We start from the raw sequence: 15871 nt of genomic DNA, 5'->3' as shown, positions 1-15871 counted from the left end.
TCAGTCACGGGAGACCACCCGGTTGGTGAGAGTGCCGATGCCTTCGATGCCCACGCTGACCTCGTCGCCGTCCTCCAGCGGGCCGACCCCCTCGGGCGTGCCGGTGAGGATCACGTCGCCCGGGATGAGCGTCATGACGTCGGTGATGTAGGCGATGAGCTTGGGGATGTCATGGATGAGCTGGGAGGTGCGCCCGCTCTGCTTGAGCTCGCCGTTCACCGTGGTGGTGAGGGCCAGGTCGGCGGGGTCGAGCTCGGTCTGGATCCACGGCCCGAGCGGGCAGAAGGTGTCGAAGCCCTTGGCCCGCGTCCACTGCCCGTCCTTGCGCTGCAGGTCGCGGGCGGTGACGTCGTTGGCGCAGGTGTAGCCGAAGATGACCTCGTGGGCGCGCTCGACCGGCACCTCGCGGCACAGGCGCCCGATCACGACGGCCAGCTCGCCTTCGTAGTCGACCCGCTCGGACAGCTTGTGCGGGTAGGCGATCGCCTCGCTCGGGCCGATCACCGACGTGGACGGCTTGCTGAAGATCAGCGGCTCAGCCGGCGGCTCGCCGCCCATCTCGCGGGCGTGCTCGGCGTAGTTCTTGCCGACTGCGATGATCTTGCTCGGCAGCATCGGCGTCACGAGCCGCACTTCCTGCAGCGGATAGCGCTCGCCGGTGAACTGGATCGCGCCGAACGGATGCCCGTCGATCCTGGAGATGAACTCCTCACCTTGAGCGCCCTCGACCACGCCGAACGCGACACCCTCACCTGTGGAGAACCTTGCGATACGCACCCTCCAAGGCTAGTGCCGCCCACCGGCCTCCGCTGCCATCGCCACCAGCACCCCGCCGAGCCCTCCCCGGGCACCGGCGCGAGTGGCCCAGGTCACTCCTCGGCCGCCGTTTCCGCCGGCAGATCGGGCAGATCCTCGATCGAGAAGTCCGCCGAGCAGCAGGCCAGGTGCCTGGTGATGGCCTCGTTCAGCTCGGCGGACGGGGTGGCACGCGCCAGCGCCTCCGCCAGTTCCTCATGGGTCGCCCGGAGCGAAACAAAGGTCCTCAGCGTCGCCTGGACAGGTTCGCCATGATCACTGATCATCGACTCCATCAGTGCCGTACGCGACGCGGAGGCGTCCGGCCGTTGACCCAGCGCGTGCACGGCAAGCCGCCGGATCAACATGTCTTCCTCGATCCGAGCGCACTCCATCAGCGCCGCACGTACCGCGACGTCCCCGTTCAGCCGGTCCAGCACCAGAAGGGCATTGATCTGCATGTCGATGGACCCGTCGGTGGCGGCGGTGATCAGTAGCCGCCGCGCCTCGGGTTCGTCGGCCAAATCCGGCAGGACCGTGATCGCCGCGGCCCTGCTCTCGCGTCGTTCGTCGACGGCCATCGCCAGGATCACGTCTCGCACCTGGGGGTCGCCGGCCGCTTTGCCCAGAGCGGTCACGGCGGCCCGCTGGACCTTGCCTTCGGAGTCGGCGCAGAGTCCGATGAGTGCCGTCCGGACAGCGGGATCATGGACGGCGCCCGCCAGGGCCTCCGCCGCCGCAGTACGGATCTCGTCGTCCTCGTCGGCGGTGCACCGCAGCACGGCCGCGCGCACGCCCGGATCGACGACCGCGCCGGCGCCCGCGCGCACGGCGATGGCGCGGATCTCCGGGTCCGGGTCGGCCACCGCTCGCATCAACGCCTCACGTACATCGGGGTCGTCCGGCGGCGCATGGCCGAGTGCGGCGAGGGCGGCCGCACGAAGCTCATGATCGCCACCGGCCGCGTACCGCAGCAGGAGGGCCAGCCCACCGGGATCACCGGCGACGTCCCGGAGATGCCCCCGGGCGACGATGGCCGGCTGATCATGATCCGTGTACCGGATCACGCCGTACTCGTCTCTGGTCCAGCGCAGGATCGACGGGAGCACGTCGGGGTCGGCGGCGATGCCGCCGAGTGCGCGCGCCACAGCGGTCTGGACCTCCGTGGCCGCGTCGGCGACCCGGTCCAGCACCGCCCGGCGGACCGCCGGGTCGTCCAGCATGCCCGACAGCGCCGTCACCGCGGCGGCACGGACCCGCCAGTCCTCGTCGGCCGTGCACTCCAGCAGCAGGGGCAGCACAGCGGGGTCGTCCAGGGCGCCCGCCAGACCCGCCACCGCTGCGGCGCGTACCTTTCCTCCAGGTTCCACGGCATGGCGCAGCAGAGTGGCGCGGTGGTCCGGGTGGCCGAAGAACCGCTGGAGGGCTTCCTGTGCCGGGGACATCAGCAAAGGCCACGCGACCGGCAGCGCACCGTCTGTGTCGAAGGCAGATCCTGTGCGGGAGTAGCGCGCCTGCACCATCGTCAGCAAGGCGTTCAGCAGCCGACGGTCGTCAGGGAACAGCGCGACGGCGACTCCCGCCGCCACCTCGACAGCCGGTCTCCAGGGCTGGTGCGCCCCGCGCCGGAGGAACCATGCCAGGTAGGTCTCGCGTCCCGGCCATTCCCGGCCGAGAGTCTGGACGGTGGCCAGGATCTGCAGGCCGAGCACCACCTCGAACAGGTCCCGCGTGTCGCCGCCGTATTCCAGTGTCTGCACGATACGCACGATCACCCGGCCGCCCGCCTCCTCCAGTTCGGCCGAGGGGCGTTTCTCCGCCAGGCACTGGGCGGCGAGGATGACGTTCCACGGCAGATCGCCGCCGGAGCCGGCCCAAGGCCAGGGCCAGTTGACCTGGTCGGCCAGGTAGGTGACGATCTCAGCGGTGCGGGCGTCGGTGACCATGCCGGCGATCAGGCGCAGCACCTCGCGCCAGGCCGGGTCGTTCCAGTGCGTGCCGAACACCTCGGTCTTGAGCTCGTCCAGGCTCAGCGTGCCGTCGCGTTCGAGCTGCCAGCGGTAGGCCTCGGCGCAGAAGTACTCCAGCAGGGCCCGGTGTACGAAGCCGTACAACTCGGTGCCGTACCGGCTGAGGACGAAGTTGCGCTCGCGGAACTGCCGGATCATCACCCGGGCGATGCGCGTGGCCTCGGCCGGCGGGTGCCGGAACCGGGTCGTGAGGTAGTCCTCGAACTCCTCCCGCAGTTCCTCGGCGGTCAGGTAGTTGCCACCGGTCCCGCCCCGGCCGCCGAGCTGCATGCGCAGAGCGACCCGGCGCAGCAGCTCGCCCTTCTCCTCCTCGCCGATGTGGTCGACGTGCGGGCTCTCGTCGCGCAGATAGCGCTCGACGTCCCAGCGCTGCACGAGCACCGTCGCGGCGTACTCGTACACCTTCCAGCGCTCGCGCGGCAGCTCCTGGTGCCGTCCGATGATCGCCAGGATGGTCAGCAGCAGCGGGTTGCCCGCCATCTCGCGCACCGACCGGATGTTCTCCACCGCGTCCGCGATGCGCTCGGTACGGCTGACCGCGTCGGCGGGGCGGTCGTGCAGCGCGAGGTGGTACCAGGAGGTGAGGAAGGACCTGATCTGCTCCGGGTCGAAGTCCTGCAGGGTGGCGTGGGCGAACCCGGCGTCCGCCAGGGTGGCCTTGGCGTAGCCGATGATCCGCGAGGTGACCAGGACGCGGGCCGACGGATATCGCTCGGCGAACCCGGCGATGCGGCGGGTCACGGTGGCCCGCTCCCCGGGGTCGAAGATCTCGTCCAGGCCGTCGAAGACGACCAGTGCGGGCCCGCCGGCGCCAAGGTAGACGTGCAGGTCGTCGCTGGTCAGGCCGAGCGACTCGGTGTGGCACAGGTGGTCCAGGTAGTCGAGGAACGTCGCGCGGCCCGACCCCGCGTAGGACTTCAGCTCGACCAGCAGCGGCAGGTGCCCCTTGAAGGCCGGCGGTTCGGCACCGGTCCCGGCGAGCGCGAGCATCAGGTAACGGGCCAGGGTCGACTTGCCGGCGCCCGGGTCGCCGAGCAGCACGGTGTTGCGGACCTCGCCGCCGGTGAGGAACTCCAGCACCTTGCGCCGAGGGCGCTCCCGGTAGGCGGTGGCGAGGCGACGGACCTCCTCGCGGTCGACATGGTCTGGAAGATCACGCGCATCGAGGTTCCCTTCGGCGCGGATCCACTGCCACAGCTTCTTGGGCAGGTCCAGCGGCGGCACGTCCTCCCGGACGTCCTGTTCCACGAACACCGAGCCGAGGGCGAAGCGCATCTCGTCGGCGTACCGCGGCGGGGTCAGCGTTTCCAGGTCCAGCCTGCTGTACTGCCGGATGAGCCGCTGGTAGTAGGTCCGGACGGCGCCGGAGTCCAGGTGCGGGGCGGACGGCAGAGCGGGTCGCTGATCGCCGAGCGTGAGGTGGACGGCCGCCGCGACCCTGCGGCCCAGCTCCTCCGCGGAGGTGAAGAAGCTGATGATGTGCCGGTCGGCGAGTTCGGCGCGTAAGGCCTCGATGCGGGTGACGTCCGTGTCCATCTTCGATCGGGGCCAGGGCGCGTCCTCGTGCAGCAGGAAGATCAGCACGGGTATGCCGGCCTCGACCGCCGCCCGGTACTCCAGTTCGGTGATCGCCCGATCGTGGGCTGGCGGCACGTGGCCGTACCGCCAGGCGAAGATGCCGATGTAGAGGTCGCAGTCCCGTACGTCCGCCAGGCACTTCTCGGCGGCGGGATGGGTGTCGGCGACGTACGCCTCCATGGCGAGGTCCGCGACGCGCATCTCGTGCAGCGCCTGCCGTACGACCGCGCGCTCGTCCCGCAGATCCCGGTAGGTCGAGGAGACGTACGCCTTCTTCATCACCGATCGCCCCAACCTGATCCCATGGAATTCCCGAAAAACGGCACGCCGGAATTGGCCCATGTGGAGGCCTCGCCTCCGACCGATCCCGTACAGCCCCTCCCGCGTCGGCACCGCCGCCCGCCGCCCTGATCAAAGGCCGGAATTCCCCCGATCTCCGACGCAGCACGAGTATCCAGGAGAAGGCCCACCTATATCGCAGAAACCGAACATCAGCCGGCGCCGGAGATGGCACTGCGTCGGCGTGGGCGACGGGGCGGATCGTAGGGTGGCTGTGCCGGGTCAGAGTCCGTCACCGCGTTCCGCGCGCGTGCGGCCGCGGGCCTGGCTACGACGTCACGTGGCAGGAGTGGACATGTCGGTTGTGAAGATCAACGCTCTGATCGTGCCCGACGAGATGCGGGAGGAGCTCGAACGCCGGTTCGCGGGACGGGCGGGGATGGTGGAGTCCTCGGACGGCTTCGAGTGGTTCGAGCTGCTGCGTCCGCTGGAGGGCACCGACCGCTACCTGGTGTACACGCGGTGGCGCAGCGAGGAGGACTTCCAGCGCTGGCAGCAGAGTGAGTCCTTCCAGCGGGGCCACGCGCGCGCCGCGGCCGACGCGGCCGCCCAGGGCCAGGCGGCCGGGCAGGGCCAGGGCCATGGGCACGGTCAGGGGCACGGCCATGGCCAGGGGCCTGCCGCGACCGGCTCGGAACTGTGGACCTTCGAGGTCGTCCAGAGCACCGGCCACAAGAAGGCCTGACCGGCGCGCGGCGCGCACGGAACGGTGACCCGCCCGTGGCACCCGGCACGGGCGGAGCGGTGACCGGCCCGCCACGCCCGGCGAGCCCGGAGCGGTGATCCGTCCCCGGGGGGCGTCCGGCGAGGCGACGCGGCGGGGAGTCCTGATCCGACAGGGCCGGTGGGGCGGTCAGAAAGCGGGCCGCACCTGGGAGAAGCCTGTGTCCGACGCATCTGGTTGTTAACGATGCGGCGGAAGAGGCGCGAGCGACTTGACCTGTTCGTCATGATTCGGACAGCATGATCCGCCCCCATCTTCGGTCACGGAAGGAACTGGCGTGCGCCGCCGGACACGAGCCCTCGCTTTCCTCACCACCCTTCTGCTGACCTGGGGCTGGACCTTCCAGGCCGCGCCCGCGGGCGCCGACCGCTCCGCCGGGGCCGCGGCGGTGAAGCAGAGCGCCGAATGCCAGGGCGACTGGCTGCCCGCCACGCCGACCTCCGCGCAGGTCATGTCCGGCGAGGTGCAGTTCCTCGACCTGCCGCCCGTCAAGATCGGCACCACGATCAACTGGCGCTGGAGCCCGTACAAGAACCGCTCCTGGGACATGGTGTTCTCCTCCCTGCGCTGGGTCGGCCGGCTGGTCGCCGACTACGAGACCTCCGGGGACGAGAAGCTGCTCGACCGCGCGACCGCGCTGGTCAAGAGCTGGGTGGAGAGCAACCCCCGGGGCAGCTCGCGCGCCAGCGCCTACGCCTGGGACGAGCACCCGATCGCGTTGCGCGCGCCCGTGCTGGTCTGCCTGAGCCGCCACGTCAAGGCGTCCTGGCTGACCGGCAGCCTGGTCGACCACGCCAGGATGCTCTCCGACCCGGCCCTGTACGAGAAGGGCCACAACCATGGGATGGACCAGGACATCGCCCTGCTGCGCATCGGCTGCCGCACCGGGCACAAGGAGTGGACCGACCTGGCCGTCCGCCGCATGACCGGCTCGGTGAAGCTCGACATCGACTCCCAGGGCGCGCTGCAGGAGCAGGCCCCGCGATACGGCATCTACGTGCACGAGCGGCTGAAGGTCGGCATGGAGGCCATCACCGACTGCGGCAGGAAGGTGCCCTCCGAGATCGAGAAGCGCTGGGAGTCGCTGGAGGGGTACATCACCCACGCCACCGAGCCCAGCGGGTTCATGGTCCCGATCGGCGACGGCGGCGCGGACGTCAAGCCGGCGGGGTACAAGCACGCGAACAAGACCGTGCAGGTGTTCCGGACCGGCTACGTCTTCGGGCGGACGGCGTGGGACAAGCCCGAATCGGCGTACTACTCGATCAGGTTCGGCCCCGGCCTGAAGTTCCACGGGCACGAGGACCACCTGGGCGTGACCTACTACGCGCAGGGGCACGACGTGCTGGTGGAGGCCGGGTTCCACTCCTACGAGCGGACGGCGTACCGCTACTGGACCATGTCGCCCGAGGCGCACAACGTGCCCGTCGTGGTCGGCAAGCCCTTCCGCGGGCGCACGGCGACGTCCCTGACCCGCTCGTCGATCAAGGACGACCGGCAGTCGTACAAGCTCACCGACAAGGCCTACGGCGTGAGCAGGAACCGCTCGGTGCTGGTCAACCACGGCGACGACCTGATGGCCGTGCTGGACACGGTGGCCTCCGGCGCGAAGGCCCGCAGCTACTGGCACCTGGACCCGGCGCTGACCCCGGTGTCCACCAGCGGCGGGCGGGTCGTCATGAAGGACAAGTCGGGATGGAAGGCCACGCTCGTGCAGCTCGCCATGCCGTCCTGCGCGCCGATCGGCGGACAGTCGGTCGTGCGGGCCCAGACCAACCCCTACCAGGGCTGGATCTCACCGTCCTACATGGCCAAGGTGCCCGCCTCGGTGGTCGTCTCCCCCGCGGCCGGCGACCTGCTCACCATCGTCGTCCCGGGCACCGCCGAGCCCAAGGTCACCTGCTCGGGCACCCGCGTCACCGTCGAGACCTCCGACGGCCGGACCTCCTTCCGCGCCTCCGCCGGCACCCTCTCCTGAAGCGACCGGGAGGGCCTCGCGGGCCCTCCCGGAACCCGCTGTCTCCCCGCTCGCGGGTCGCATCGTGGCCGGCCGACGCCCGCCCGCCCTTCCCACCACTGTGGAGAAGACCTTCAGGAACGCCCGCTGTCGCACCTTCGACCCACGAACGCGACCTATCCGGGCTTGTCCGGCGGATACAGCTTGTCGAAGGCGATTCCCGTCAGGACGGAGACGGCGACCGCGATCATCCACGGGTCGATGCCGGTGGCCTGGTTGATGAACTGAGCCGCCTCGCCGAAGTTCAGACTCGCATCCGCACATGCGGCCAATGCCATCGCGAACGCGGCGCCGGTCATCACCCTGCGCCGCGATGCTCGTGAAGCGACGGGGAAACGTGCCTGCGGAGCCGTGAGCACGCCGGGCACGCCCAGGGATGGCGCCTGCTCAGGTAAGCGCGCGAACAGATGTGGATTCGGCCAGATCGCGGAGCCGGGCATGCGGAACAGCGGCTGCCATTCGGGCCGCTCGGGGACGGCTTCACGAATGGTCTCGGTGAAGAATGTGAAATCGCCGACGAAATCGACGAGCCACTGGACGCACACACTGCGCGTGTCGAGATCGAAGTACGAGATGAAGAAAAGCGGTGCATTGCCGCTTCCATCGGCTGTCGCCGGAGGCGCCGGCGGACGCCCAGGGGGCGCGCCATGTCCAGAATGGACCAGGAGCCTGGGAGGAGAATGGACAATGCGCCCGGCAGCCGGGGAAAGAGTCGCCACTGTCACCGCCCGACTCTACCTCCACCTCCCAAGAGACGGGCAGATGCGTAACCACCCCATCTCATAGCGCGGAACCTTTACACACCCCGTCCCCTTCCGCCGATCATGTCCATCTCTTGAAGGTCGGGCCAAGACGCTCACCGTGCCCTGGCGGTGACCACATATGTTCACCGGGCGCGGCTCTCCACCCCCGGCCACGTGCTGCGGTGATCGGCGCCAGGTCGGCGGGTCGTGGTACGGCGATGCCGGCGCCGACTACGGCGCTCAAACCGGTGAACGCTCCTGGACGGCACACCAGGCAGTCCCTCTTCGGAGCGGCCGACCCTCCCGTCCGATCCGGCATGTATACGGCGTACACAGGGAGCGTATACGGTGTAGACATGACGGAAGGACAGACCGCGGGACGCATCGCGGCGGCGGCGCGGGCGATTCTGGTCGAGCGGGGGGCCGATGCCGTCAGCATGCGGCGGGTGGCCGAGGCCGCCGGCATCACGCCCATGGCCATCTACCGCCACTACCCGAACAGGGACGCGCTGCTGCGGGCCGTCGCCGAGACCTCTCTCCGTGACCTGGCCCAGCACTGGGGCGGGCGCAGCCGGGGAGACGACTGGGACGGCCGGATGTTCGGCCTGCTCGACGACTTCCTCGACTTCGCCCTCGGCACCCCGCACCTGTACACGTTCCTGATGACGGAGGAGCGGGACCAGGCCCGCCGCTTCCCCGAGGACTACCGCAGCGGCGACGCGCCCCCGTTCAGCCAGATCGTCCGGGGCATCGAGGAAGGGATGCGCCTGGGAATTCTGCGGCCGGACGACCCCCTGGAGGTGGCCCTGGCCCTCACCGCGCAGACCCAGGGCCTCGTCCAGCTCTATCTCGGCCGGCGCATCGGCATGTCAGAAGAGGACTTCCGCTCCCTGTGCGAGCGCTCAGCGAGAAGGACGCTCAATGGACTCACCTCTTAGCGCACCAGAGAACACCTCACAGGAAGCCGCCCGAACGAGTCCGGAACGCGTAGACGCCGGTGGAGGGACGATCCGTTCCGTCTCCTCGGCGAGTGGCGCCTGGTCGTGGGCGGCCGCCGCGTGCTCGGCGGTGCTGCTGTACCTCGGCACCGGCCTGTCGCCCGTCGCGGCGCTGACATGGATCGCGCCCCTGCCGATCTTGCTGCTCGCCCCGAGGGTGACCGCCCGCCGGGCCACGGCGCTCGCGTTCCTGGCCTACCTGGCCGGCAGCGCGAACAGCTGGGACTATTTCCTGCGCCCGCGCCCCTCCCTCGCCGTCCCGCTGCCCGCCGCCCTGAGCATCCTCATCGGCGGCTCGGTCCTGTTCGCGGTGGCGGTGCTGCTCTTCCGCGCCCTGCTCGTCCGGCGCCACGCCGTGCTCGCCACGCTGGCGGCCCCCGCCACCTGGGTCGGCGTGCTCTACCTCACCTCGCTGGCCAGCCCCTCGGGCGTCATGGGCACCCTGGCCACGACACAGGCCGACGTCACCACCGTGGTGCAGATCGCCTCGGTGACCGGGTTCTGGGGCGTCGAGTACCTGGTTCTGCTCGTGCCCGCCGCGATCGCCGCCTGTTCCGCCACCGGCATCCCCGTCATCGCACGGCTGCGCGCCGGGGCCGCCGGGCTGGTGATATCGGCCCTCGCACTCGGATACGGGACGTTCCGCCTGCACGACTCGCCCGCCGCCGCGAGCTCGCGGCACGTCGTCGTCCTCGCCCGGGACCAGGGCCACTGGGCGGCCGATGTCGCGACTCCGGAGGGGCGCGAGTTGGTCGCGGCCTACGCGGAGCGCATCGCGGGCCTTCCGGACGGTCCCGGGATCGTGGTGCTGCCCGAGGCGGGGTTCGCCGCCGACGACGCGAGCCTTCCCGCCCTCGTCGGCCCGATGGAACGGGCGGGCCGCGCTCGGGGGGCCGACATCGTGATCGGCCTGCTCCACACCACAGGGGGCGTCCGGTACAACTCCGCGCTCGCCGTCCCGGCGGGCGGCGGCGCCCCGGCCGAGTTCCACAGGTGGAACGCCGGGATGGATCAGGTGAGCCGAACCGGCCACGACCTCGCCTACCTGCCGGGCACCCCCTGGGCCGGGATGGTGGTCTGCGGGGACGTCAACTTCCCCCGCCCCACCCGCGACTACGCCGCCGCCGGGGCCCGGCTGCTGGCCGTCCCGGCCTCCGACGAGGACGTCGACGGCTGGCAGCACAGCCGTACGGCGCTGCTGCGCGGCGTGGAGAACGGCCTGGCCGTGGCCTGGTCCGACCAGCGCGGCGTGCCGATGATCTCCGACTCGTGGGGACGGGTGCGCGCCGAGACCAGGACCAGGCCCGACGCCGGCCCCGACTCCTTCGCCATGGCCGCCGCCACCGTCCCCGCCGGCCCGGGAGCCACTCCCTACACCCGCTTCGGCGACTGGTTCCCCTGGCTCTGCCTCCTCACCACCCTCGCCGCCTCGCTCTTCGTCGTGGCCGCCAGGCTGCGTGAGAGGCCAGAGCAAGCTTGACCTTGCCACCGGCGTCAACCTCTAGCATCGTCCGGTCCGGACGGCCCGGACCGGGTCGGACGCCGGACGGCGATCGACCCGTTCCACCCCTCCGGGAGTGACCCGTTGAGCACCTCGCCCACCGCCGACGACCGCGCATCACTGCTCGACCACGACCGCCGCTTCTTCGACGCCCTGGTCGCCGCCGACGTCACCGGCTTGGCGTCCCTGCTGGCGGAGGACTTCGTCATGGTCGCCGTCGGCGACGGCGCCGTCGTGACCAGAGACGACCTGCTGACCGCGGTCTCGACCGGAGCGGTGCGGTTCCCGGTCATCGAGTCCTTCCCCGGCGAGGCCGTCGTCCGGCGCATCGGCGGCACCGGAATCGTCGTGGGCCGGACCGGTATGAGCTTCACCGGCCCGGACGGCGCCCCGTTCACCGCGGACAGCCGCTACACCCACGTCTTCACCACCACACCCACCGGCGGATGGCACCTCATGTCGGCCCAGGGAACCCAGATCAAGCCGCCCGTGGCGGGGTGACGCGGGTCGACGAGCATCAGCCCTTTGGGTGGTCGTCGGTCAGGCGAGTGCGGCGGCGCGTTCCTTGGCCGCCAGCAGCACTGTGAGAGCGGCGTTGAGCTCGGCGGGATCGATGCCCTCGAAGGCGGCGTCGGTGACCTTGCGCGAATGCGCGTACACGGTTGCGAAGTGGTCGTCGCCGGCTTCGGTCAGTTCCGCTGTAGCGGGGGAGTTCTCGGGCCGGTATGCGACGTGGCCCGCCGCGGCGGCGCGCTCGAGCACCCGGAGGGTGTCCGCCTCGGCCAGGTCCATGCGCTGGTCGAGCTCCTTGGCCACCTCGTCGATGGGCAAGGGAACGTCCTTCTCCTTCAGCAGGGTCAGGAGCATCTGGGTGGGGAAGTCGGAGTCGAGGTCCGCGAGGGCACGACGGTGCAGCTTGCCGATCAGGCGCGCGGTCTCGCCGAGCGCGCGGCCGAAGCTGGGGCGCGATTGGGGGTTCACGGTCATCTGAGTCTCCTTGTGATGTGCCGGTCGAACGGGAAGGGACGGACCACAGCACTCGACCGCCCTTATGGGAGGCCTCATCATTGGTCGCCCCAATGATGGTGTGACCAATGATGGTGCAGCCAACACTACAGGAGATTGATGGCGCTGCCAACAATTGGTTACGCTGGCGAGGTGAACAGCACCGCGAACCCGACACCCGCCCGGCTGCGCACCCTTCCGAGCTGGGTGATCAATCAGACGGCGATCGCGGCCAACCGGCTGACCGACCGCGCACTGGCCGGCACGGGTTCCCGCCGGCACCACTTCGCGATGTTGTCGGCCCTGGACGAGTTCGGCCCATCCAGCCAGGCCGATCTCGGTCGATGCACCGGGATCGATCGCAGCGACGTGGTGGCGGTGGTCACCGCGATGGCCGAGCGAGGTTTTCTCGAGCAGCGTCCCGACCCGGCCCACGGCCGGCGCAATATCGTCACGCTCACTCCTGCGGGGAAGGACCATCTGGAAAGCCTCAGCGTCCTCCTCGCCGACGCCCAGAACGAACTACTGCACGCCCTCTCCCCGGCGGAATCCAGAACGATCGTCGAGCTGCTCACGCGAGTCCTCGACAGCCGCTGACCATCACGAGGACGCCGCGTCACGCTCCGCGACGTCGCCGCTCCCCCGCTCGTATCGCACCTCGAACCAGACCGTGCGCCCGGCGCCGCCCTCGCACACGTCCCACCGCTGCGAGATGAGCTCGACGAGCATCAACCCTCGGCCGCCCTCTCCGAGCGTTTCGCCGCAGACGCGCGGCGCGGACCCGCCTCCGGCGTCCACCACGTCGACGTGGACGAGGTCATGACGGTCGGCGATGGCGAGGGTCACCTTTCCACCGTTCCCTGAATCGGAATGGAGGATGGAATTGGTGACGACCTCGGACACCAGCAATGTGACGTCGTCAATGGCGGGATGAGCCTCACCGAGTTTCGCCCTGACGAACTCCCTGGCCTGTGACACCGACTCCGGGGAGCCGGCCAGTTCGATAACGCCCAACAGCCGGCCTGCCGCCATGCGCGAACACCTTTCCTGCGCCGGTAATGGACACGCGTCCTGAGGACTTCACCGCACCAGAATGTCAACGCGCGGCTACCATCGGTAGTGAATTCGGCGCACACCCCAGGCACAGTAGGGGTGATCCAGGGGGTGAGGCGTCTACCCGAATGCCATTCTCCCCGGCAGGTGAATATGACAGCTTTTAATGAGATAAATCCGCATGACTCCCCGCGCGCCCTGTTCGTCTTCGAGCTACGCCGGCACAGGACCGCCGCCGGCCTCACCCAGAAGCAGCTCGCGGAACGCATCGGATTCTCCGAGTCCATGGTCGCCATGATCGAGTCCCTCAAGCGGACCCCGTCCCAGCGCTTCGCCGAACTCTGCGACCAGGCCCTCGACCTCGACGGAGCCATGACCAGGCTCCACGTCGCCACCACCTGGCACAAAGCCCCCGAACACTTCAGACCCTGGCTGGAAGAAGAACAAGACGCCACAGCCCTCCACGGCTGGGAGCCCGTGCTCGTTCCTGGCCTCCTCCAGACGGAGGCATATGCGAGGGAGTTGTTCGCCGCCGAGCCCGGCATCGGCGCCGACGAGATGGACGAACGCCTCGCGAGCCGCATGCAAAGGCAGACGGTCCTCGATCGCGAGGATGCCCCGTTCGTCGTGGCCCTGATCGACGAAGCCGTCCTTTATCGGCCCATCGGCACCGCCGAAGTCCGCAAGAAACAACTGACGCATCTATTGGAAGTCGCTCAACGCCCTCAAGTGACCATTCAGGTAGTGCCTCGCGCAGCGCAGGCCCTATGCGGGCTGCTGGGCGGATTCATCATCGCCGAGCGCAACGGCTCCTCGTACGCCGCATACGTGGAAGGGCAGCCCAACGGACGCATCGTGGATGATCGTCCCACGATCGCCAAATTGCTCCGTAGGTATGACGCTCTCAGCTCCGAAGCCGTACCGTACAGACAATCACTCAAGCTCATACACGAGGCGGTGGACCAGGATGCATGATCTTCGGGACGCTCAGTGGCGAAAGAGCACCTACAGCGGCGGCGACGGCGGCAACTGCGTCGAGGTGGCATCGAACCTCACCAGCATCGTCGCCGTACGTGACACCAAGAACCCGTCCGGCCCGGCACTGGCCTGCACACCCGCCAACTGGTCGACATTCCTGAACGGCCTCAGAAACGGCGCCCTCGGCACCTGAACTGGAGAACCGTTGCGCGTAGCGCGCCGATGGCTCGGGCCATGCCTTATGCGCTGGTGCGGGAACGGGCGAGCCGGGACAGGGCGGCCTGGATGACTTCGGGGCCGTCGTCGTCGTGGGTGCGGCTGCGGGCGAAGAGCCACAGCGGCTCGGGGTAGTGGTACCGGTCCAGGTCGCCGGGGACCAGCAGGTGCAGGTCCACCAGGGACTCCAGCAGCGCGGCGGTGTGGCCGAGGGGCAGTTCGAGCACGGCCGCGGCGGCGGCGAGGGAGATCTCGGGCTCCTCCGCGACCGACAGCAGCCGGAACGCCCGGGCCTGCGCGGGTGAGAGCCGCTCCAGCACCGACGCGTACGGCCGCTCGATGGCCCGGCACTCCGCCGGGAGCACTGGCGAGCCAGGAGCGGGCCTGCCGATGCGCTGCCTGGCCTCGGCCATGCTCCAGCCCGGCCGGGAGGCGATCCGCGCGCCGACGGCCTGCACGATCTGCGGCAGGCCGGCGGTGCGCCTGGCCAGTTCGCGCACTTCGCCGGGCTCGGGCCGCACCCGGTCGGCGCCGATGATCCGTTCCAGCAACGCGACCACGTCGTCCTCTTCCAGCCCGGCCAGCCGCAGCCAGTGGGCCGACGCCAGGTCGTACAGCCGCTGTCGCGCGGTGACCAGGACGGCGGGCCCGCCCGGGCCGGGCAGCAGCCGCCGTACCTGCTCGGCGTCGCGGGCGTCGTCCAGCACGACCAGCAGCCGGCGGCCGGTGGTGAGCGTCCGCCACAGCGCCATCCGCTCGCTGAACGACTCGGGCAGCCCCGTGTCCAGGACGCCGACGCCGCGCAGCAGCTCGGCCAGCGGCTCGCCGGCGGTGCCGAGGTCGACGAACAGTTGACCGTCGGGGAAGTCCGCGGCCACCTCGTACCCGAGGTGCACGGCGAGGGCGGTCTTGCCGACGCCGGCGAGTCCTTCGACGCCGACCACCGGGACGCTGGCCCGGGACGGGGTGAGGGCGCCGGCCATCAGGGACCGTTCCTGATCACGACCGACGAAGTCCGGCAGGTCGGGCGGAAGCTGGGTGGGACCGCCGGGCGCGGCGACGGCGGACGGCGGCGCGGGAGCGGCGGGGGCGAGCAGCGCCGGGTCGGAGGCGAGGATGCGGCGCTGCATCTCCCGCAGGTCCGGGCCCGGATCGAGGCCGAGTTCGTCGGCGAGCAAGCGCCGCGCGTCCTCGAACACGGCGAGCGCGTCCGCCTGCCGGCCGGACCGGTAGAGCGCCAGCATCAGCAGCTCGCGCGGCCGTTCGCGCAGCGGCTGCTCCCCGATGACCTGCGCGAGCCCGGCGGCGGCCTCGGCGTGCCGGCCGGAATCTATGTCGGAGGCGGCCAGGTCCTCGATCGCCGTCAGCCGCAGTTGCTCCAGTCGTACGCGCTCGAACTCGGCGTAGTCGCCGTTGACACCGGCGAGCGGAGTGCCGTGCCACAGGCTCAGCGCCGCGCGTAGTGCGGTCGCCGCCGCGGGCGCGTCACCGGCCCGGCGGGCCTCCCTGGCGAGTCCGAGGTGCCGCTGGAATTCGGTGAGGTCCAGATCGCCGGTACGTAGCGCATAGCCGCCGCCGACCGACTCGATCACCGCGGTCGGGTGGCCCGGGTCGAGCACCCGGCGCAGCCGTGAGACGTAGGAGCGGACGACGCCGATGGCGGCCCGGGGCGCCGCACCGCCCCAGATCGCGGCGATCAGCTGGTCGGGCAGGGCCGGCAGGCCGGTCTGCAGCAGGAGGATCGCGAGGATCGCCCGTTGCTGCGGGCTGCCCAGGTCGATCTCGTCGTCGCCGCGCCAGGCGCGCACCGGGCCGAGCACTTCGAAGCGCAGCCGCTCCCCCACCGATGACTCCCTCCAGCCGCTCCCCCTGGTCGTCACCGGCAACGACCTGC

At 70.3% G+C, this 15871-nt stretch carries 14 protein-coding genes; 8 read left to right on the top strand and 6 right to left on the bottom strand.

Annotated elements, in window-relative coordinates; translation table 11 throughout:
* Positions 1–777 (bottom strand): fumarylacetoacetate hydrolase family protein, encoded by a 777-nt coding sequence (locus tag ABZU32_RS22970; protein ID WP_354847428.1) that lies wholly within the window; start codon positions 775–777, stop codon positions 1–3.
* A gap of 92 nt (positions 778–869) precedes the next feature.
* Positions 870–4682, bottom strand: coding sequence for a HEAT repeat domain-containing protein (locus ABZU32_RS22965; protein ID WP_354924901.1), 3813 nt, complete (start codon positions 4680–4682; stop codon positions 870–872).
* Between the two features lie 355 nt (positions 4683–5037).
* Here ABZU32_RS22965 and ABZU32_RS22960 point away from each other — a divergent pair, with 355 nt between their 5' ends.
* Both ABZU32_RS22960 and ABZU32_RS22955 read left to right on the top strand, forming a co-directional pair.
* The gene (locus ABZU32_RS22960; protein WP_354924899.1) at positions 5038–5427 is read left to right on the top strand and encodes an antibiotic biosynthesis monooxygenase; all 390 of its coding nucleotides are present in this window, start codon (positions 5038–5040) and stop codon (positions 5425–5427) included.
* A 316-nt stretch (positions 5428–5743) separates the two neighbouring features.
* On the top strand, positions 5744–7444 hold the full coding sequence (locus ABZU32_RS22955) for a heparinase II/III family protein (RefSeq protein WP_354924897.1): 1701 nt from the start codon (positions 5744–5746) through the stop codon (positions 7442–7444).
* A gap of 155 nt (positions 7445–7599) precedes the next feature.
* On the opposite strand, the gene ABZU32_RS22950 is transcribed toward ABZU32_RS22955, so the two are convergent.
* A complete protein-coding gene (locus ABZU32_RS22950) occupies positions 7600–8208 on the bottom strand; it encodes a hypothetical protein (RefSeq protein ID WP_354924895.1) in 609 nt (202 codons plus the stop codon).
* A 374-nt stretch (positions 8209–8582) separates the two neighbouring features.
* Between ABZU32_RS22950 and ABZU32_RS22945 the strand changes: the two genes are divergently transcribed.
* From ABZU32_RS22945 to ABZU32_RS22935, 3 genes are all read left to right on the top strand, one after another.
* On the top strand, positions 8583–9164 hold the full coding sequence (locus ABZU32_RS22945) for a TetR/AcrR family transcriptional regulator (RefSeq protein WP_354924894.1): 582 nt from the start codon (positions 8583–8585) through the stop codon (positions 9162–9164).
* Between the two features lie 130 nt (positions 9165–9294).
* Positions 9295–10704 carry a nitrilase-related carbon-nitrogen hydrolase gene (locus ABZU32_RS22940; RefSeq protein ID WP_354924892.1) on the top strand — a complete coding sequence of 470 codons (1410 nt, stop codon included), beginning with the start codon at positions 9295–9297 and terminating at the stop codon, positions 10702–10704.
* 105 nt (positions 10705–10809) lie between these two features.
* Positions 10810–11226, top strand: a complete 417-nt coding sequence (locus ABZU32_RS22935; protein ID WP_354847407.1) for a nuclear transport factor 2 family protein — start codon at positions 10810–10812, stop codon at positions 11224–11226.
* 39 nt (positions 11227–11265) lie between these two features.
* On the opposite strand, the gene ABZU32_RS22930 is transcribed toward ABZU32_RS22935, so the two are convergent.
* Positions 11266–11712 (bottom strand): hypothetical protein, encoded by a 447-nt coding sequence (locus tag ABZU32_RS22930; protein ID WP_354924890.1) that lies wholly within the window; start codon positions 11710–11712, stop codon positions 11266–11268.
* A gap of 171 nt (positions 11713–11883) precedes the next feature.
* Between ABZU32_RS22930 and ABZU32_RS22925 the strand changes: the two genes are divergently transcribed.
* Positions 11884–12327: a MarR family winged helix-turn-helix transcriptional regulator gene (locus ABZU32_RS22925; RefSeq protein ID WP_354924889.1), complete on the top strand. Its 444-nt coding sequence runs from the start codon at positions 11884–11886 to the stop codon at positions 12325–12327.
* A gap of 3 nt (positions 12328–12330) precedes the next feature.
* Here the strand turns inward: ABZU32_RS22925 and ABZU32_RS22920 are convergent, their stop codons facing one another.
* Positions 12331–12762 (bottom strand): ATP-binding protein, encoded by a 432-nt coding sequence (locus tag ABZU32_RS22920; RefSeq protein WP_354924887.1) that lies wholly within the window; start codon positions 12760–12762, stop codon positions 12331–12333.
* 174 nt (positions 12763–12936) lie between these two features.
* On the opposite strand from ABZU32_RS22920, the gene ABZU32_RS22915 reads away from it, so the two are divergent.
* Both ABZU32_RS22915 and ABZU32_RS22910 read left to right on the top strand, forming a co-directional pair.
* A complete protein-coding gene (locus tag ABZU32_RS22915; RefSeq protein ID WP_354924951.1) occupies positions 12937–13758 on the top strand; it encodes a helix-turn-helix transcriptional regulator in 822 nt (273 codons plus the stop codon).
* Positions 13751–13954 carry a DUF397 domain-containing protein gene (locus ABZU32_RS22910; RefSeq protein ID WP_354924885.1) on the top strand — a complete coding sequence of 68 codons (204 nt, stop codon included), beginning with the start codon at positions 13751–13753 and terminating at the stop codon, positions 13952–13954. The genes ABZU32_RS22915 and ABZU32_RS22910 overlap by 8 nt, the downstream gene beginning before the upstream one ends.
* Before the next feature lie 46 nt (positions 13955–14000).
* Here ABZU32_RS22910 and ABZU32_RS22905 read toward each other — a convergent pair whose 3' ends face one another.
* Positions 14001–15821 carry a BTAD domain-containing putative transcriptional regulator gene (locus ABZU32_RS22905; RefSeq protein ID WP_354924883.1) on the bottom strand — a complete coding sequence of 607 codons (1821 nt, stop codon included), beginning with the start codon at positions 15819–15821 and terminating at the stop codon, positions 14001–14003.
* Positions 15822–15871: the final 50 nt, after the last annotated feature.

The organism is Sphaerisporangium sp. NPDC005288, from assembly GCF_040607475.1.
Lineage (GTDB): Bacteria > Actinomycetota > Actinomycetes > Streptosporangiales > Streptosporangiaceae > Sphaerisporangium > Sphaerisporangium rhizosphaerae.
The sequence above is the reverse complement of the archived record's forward strand: the minus strand, read 5'-3'. Positions and strand labels throughout refer to the sequence as shown.

Excerpts from the sequence above, each read along its gene's own strand:
- ABZU32_RS22965 (WP_354924901.1), bottom strand. The coding sequence starts at position 4,682 with ATGAAGAAGGCGTACGTCTCCTCGACCTACCGGGATCTGCGGGACGAG.
- ABZU32_RS22960 (WP_354924899.1), top strand. The coding sequence starts at position 5,038 with ATGTCGGTTGTGAAGATCAACGCTCTGATCGTGCCCGACGAGATGCGG.
- ABZU32_RS22945 (WP_354924894.1), top strand. The coding sequence starts at position 8,583 with ATGACGGAAGGACAGACCGCGGGACGCATCGCGGCGGCGGCGCGGGCG.
- ABZU32_RS22930 (WP_354924890.1), bottom strand. The coding sequence starts at position 11,712 with ATGACCGTGAACCCCCAATCGCGCCCCAGCTTCGGCCGCGCGCTCGGC.
- ABZU32_RS22920 (WP_354924887.1), bottom strand. The coding sequence starts at position 12,762 with ATGGCGGCAGGCCGGCTGTTGGGCGTTATCGAACTGGCCGGCTCCCCG.
- ABZU32_RS22915 (WP_354924951.1), top strand. The coding sequence starts at position 12,937 with ATGACAGCTTTTAATGAGATAAATCCGCATGACTCCCCGCGCGCCCTG.
- ABZU32_RS22910 (WP_354924885.1), top strand. The coding sequence starts at position 13,751 with ATGCATGATCTTCGGGACGCTCAGTGGCGAAAGAGCACCTACAGCGGC.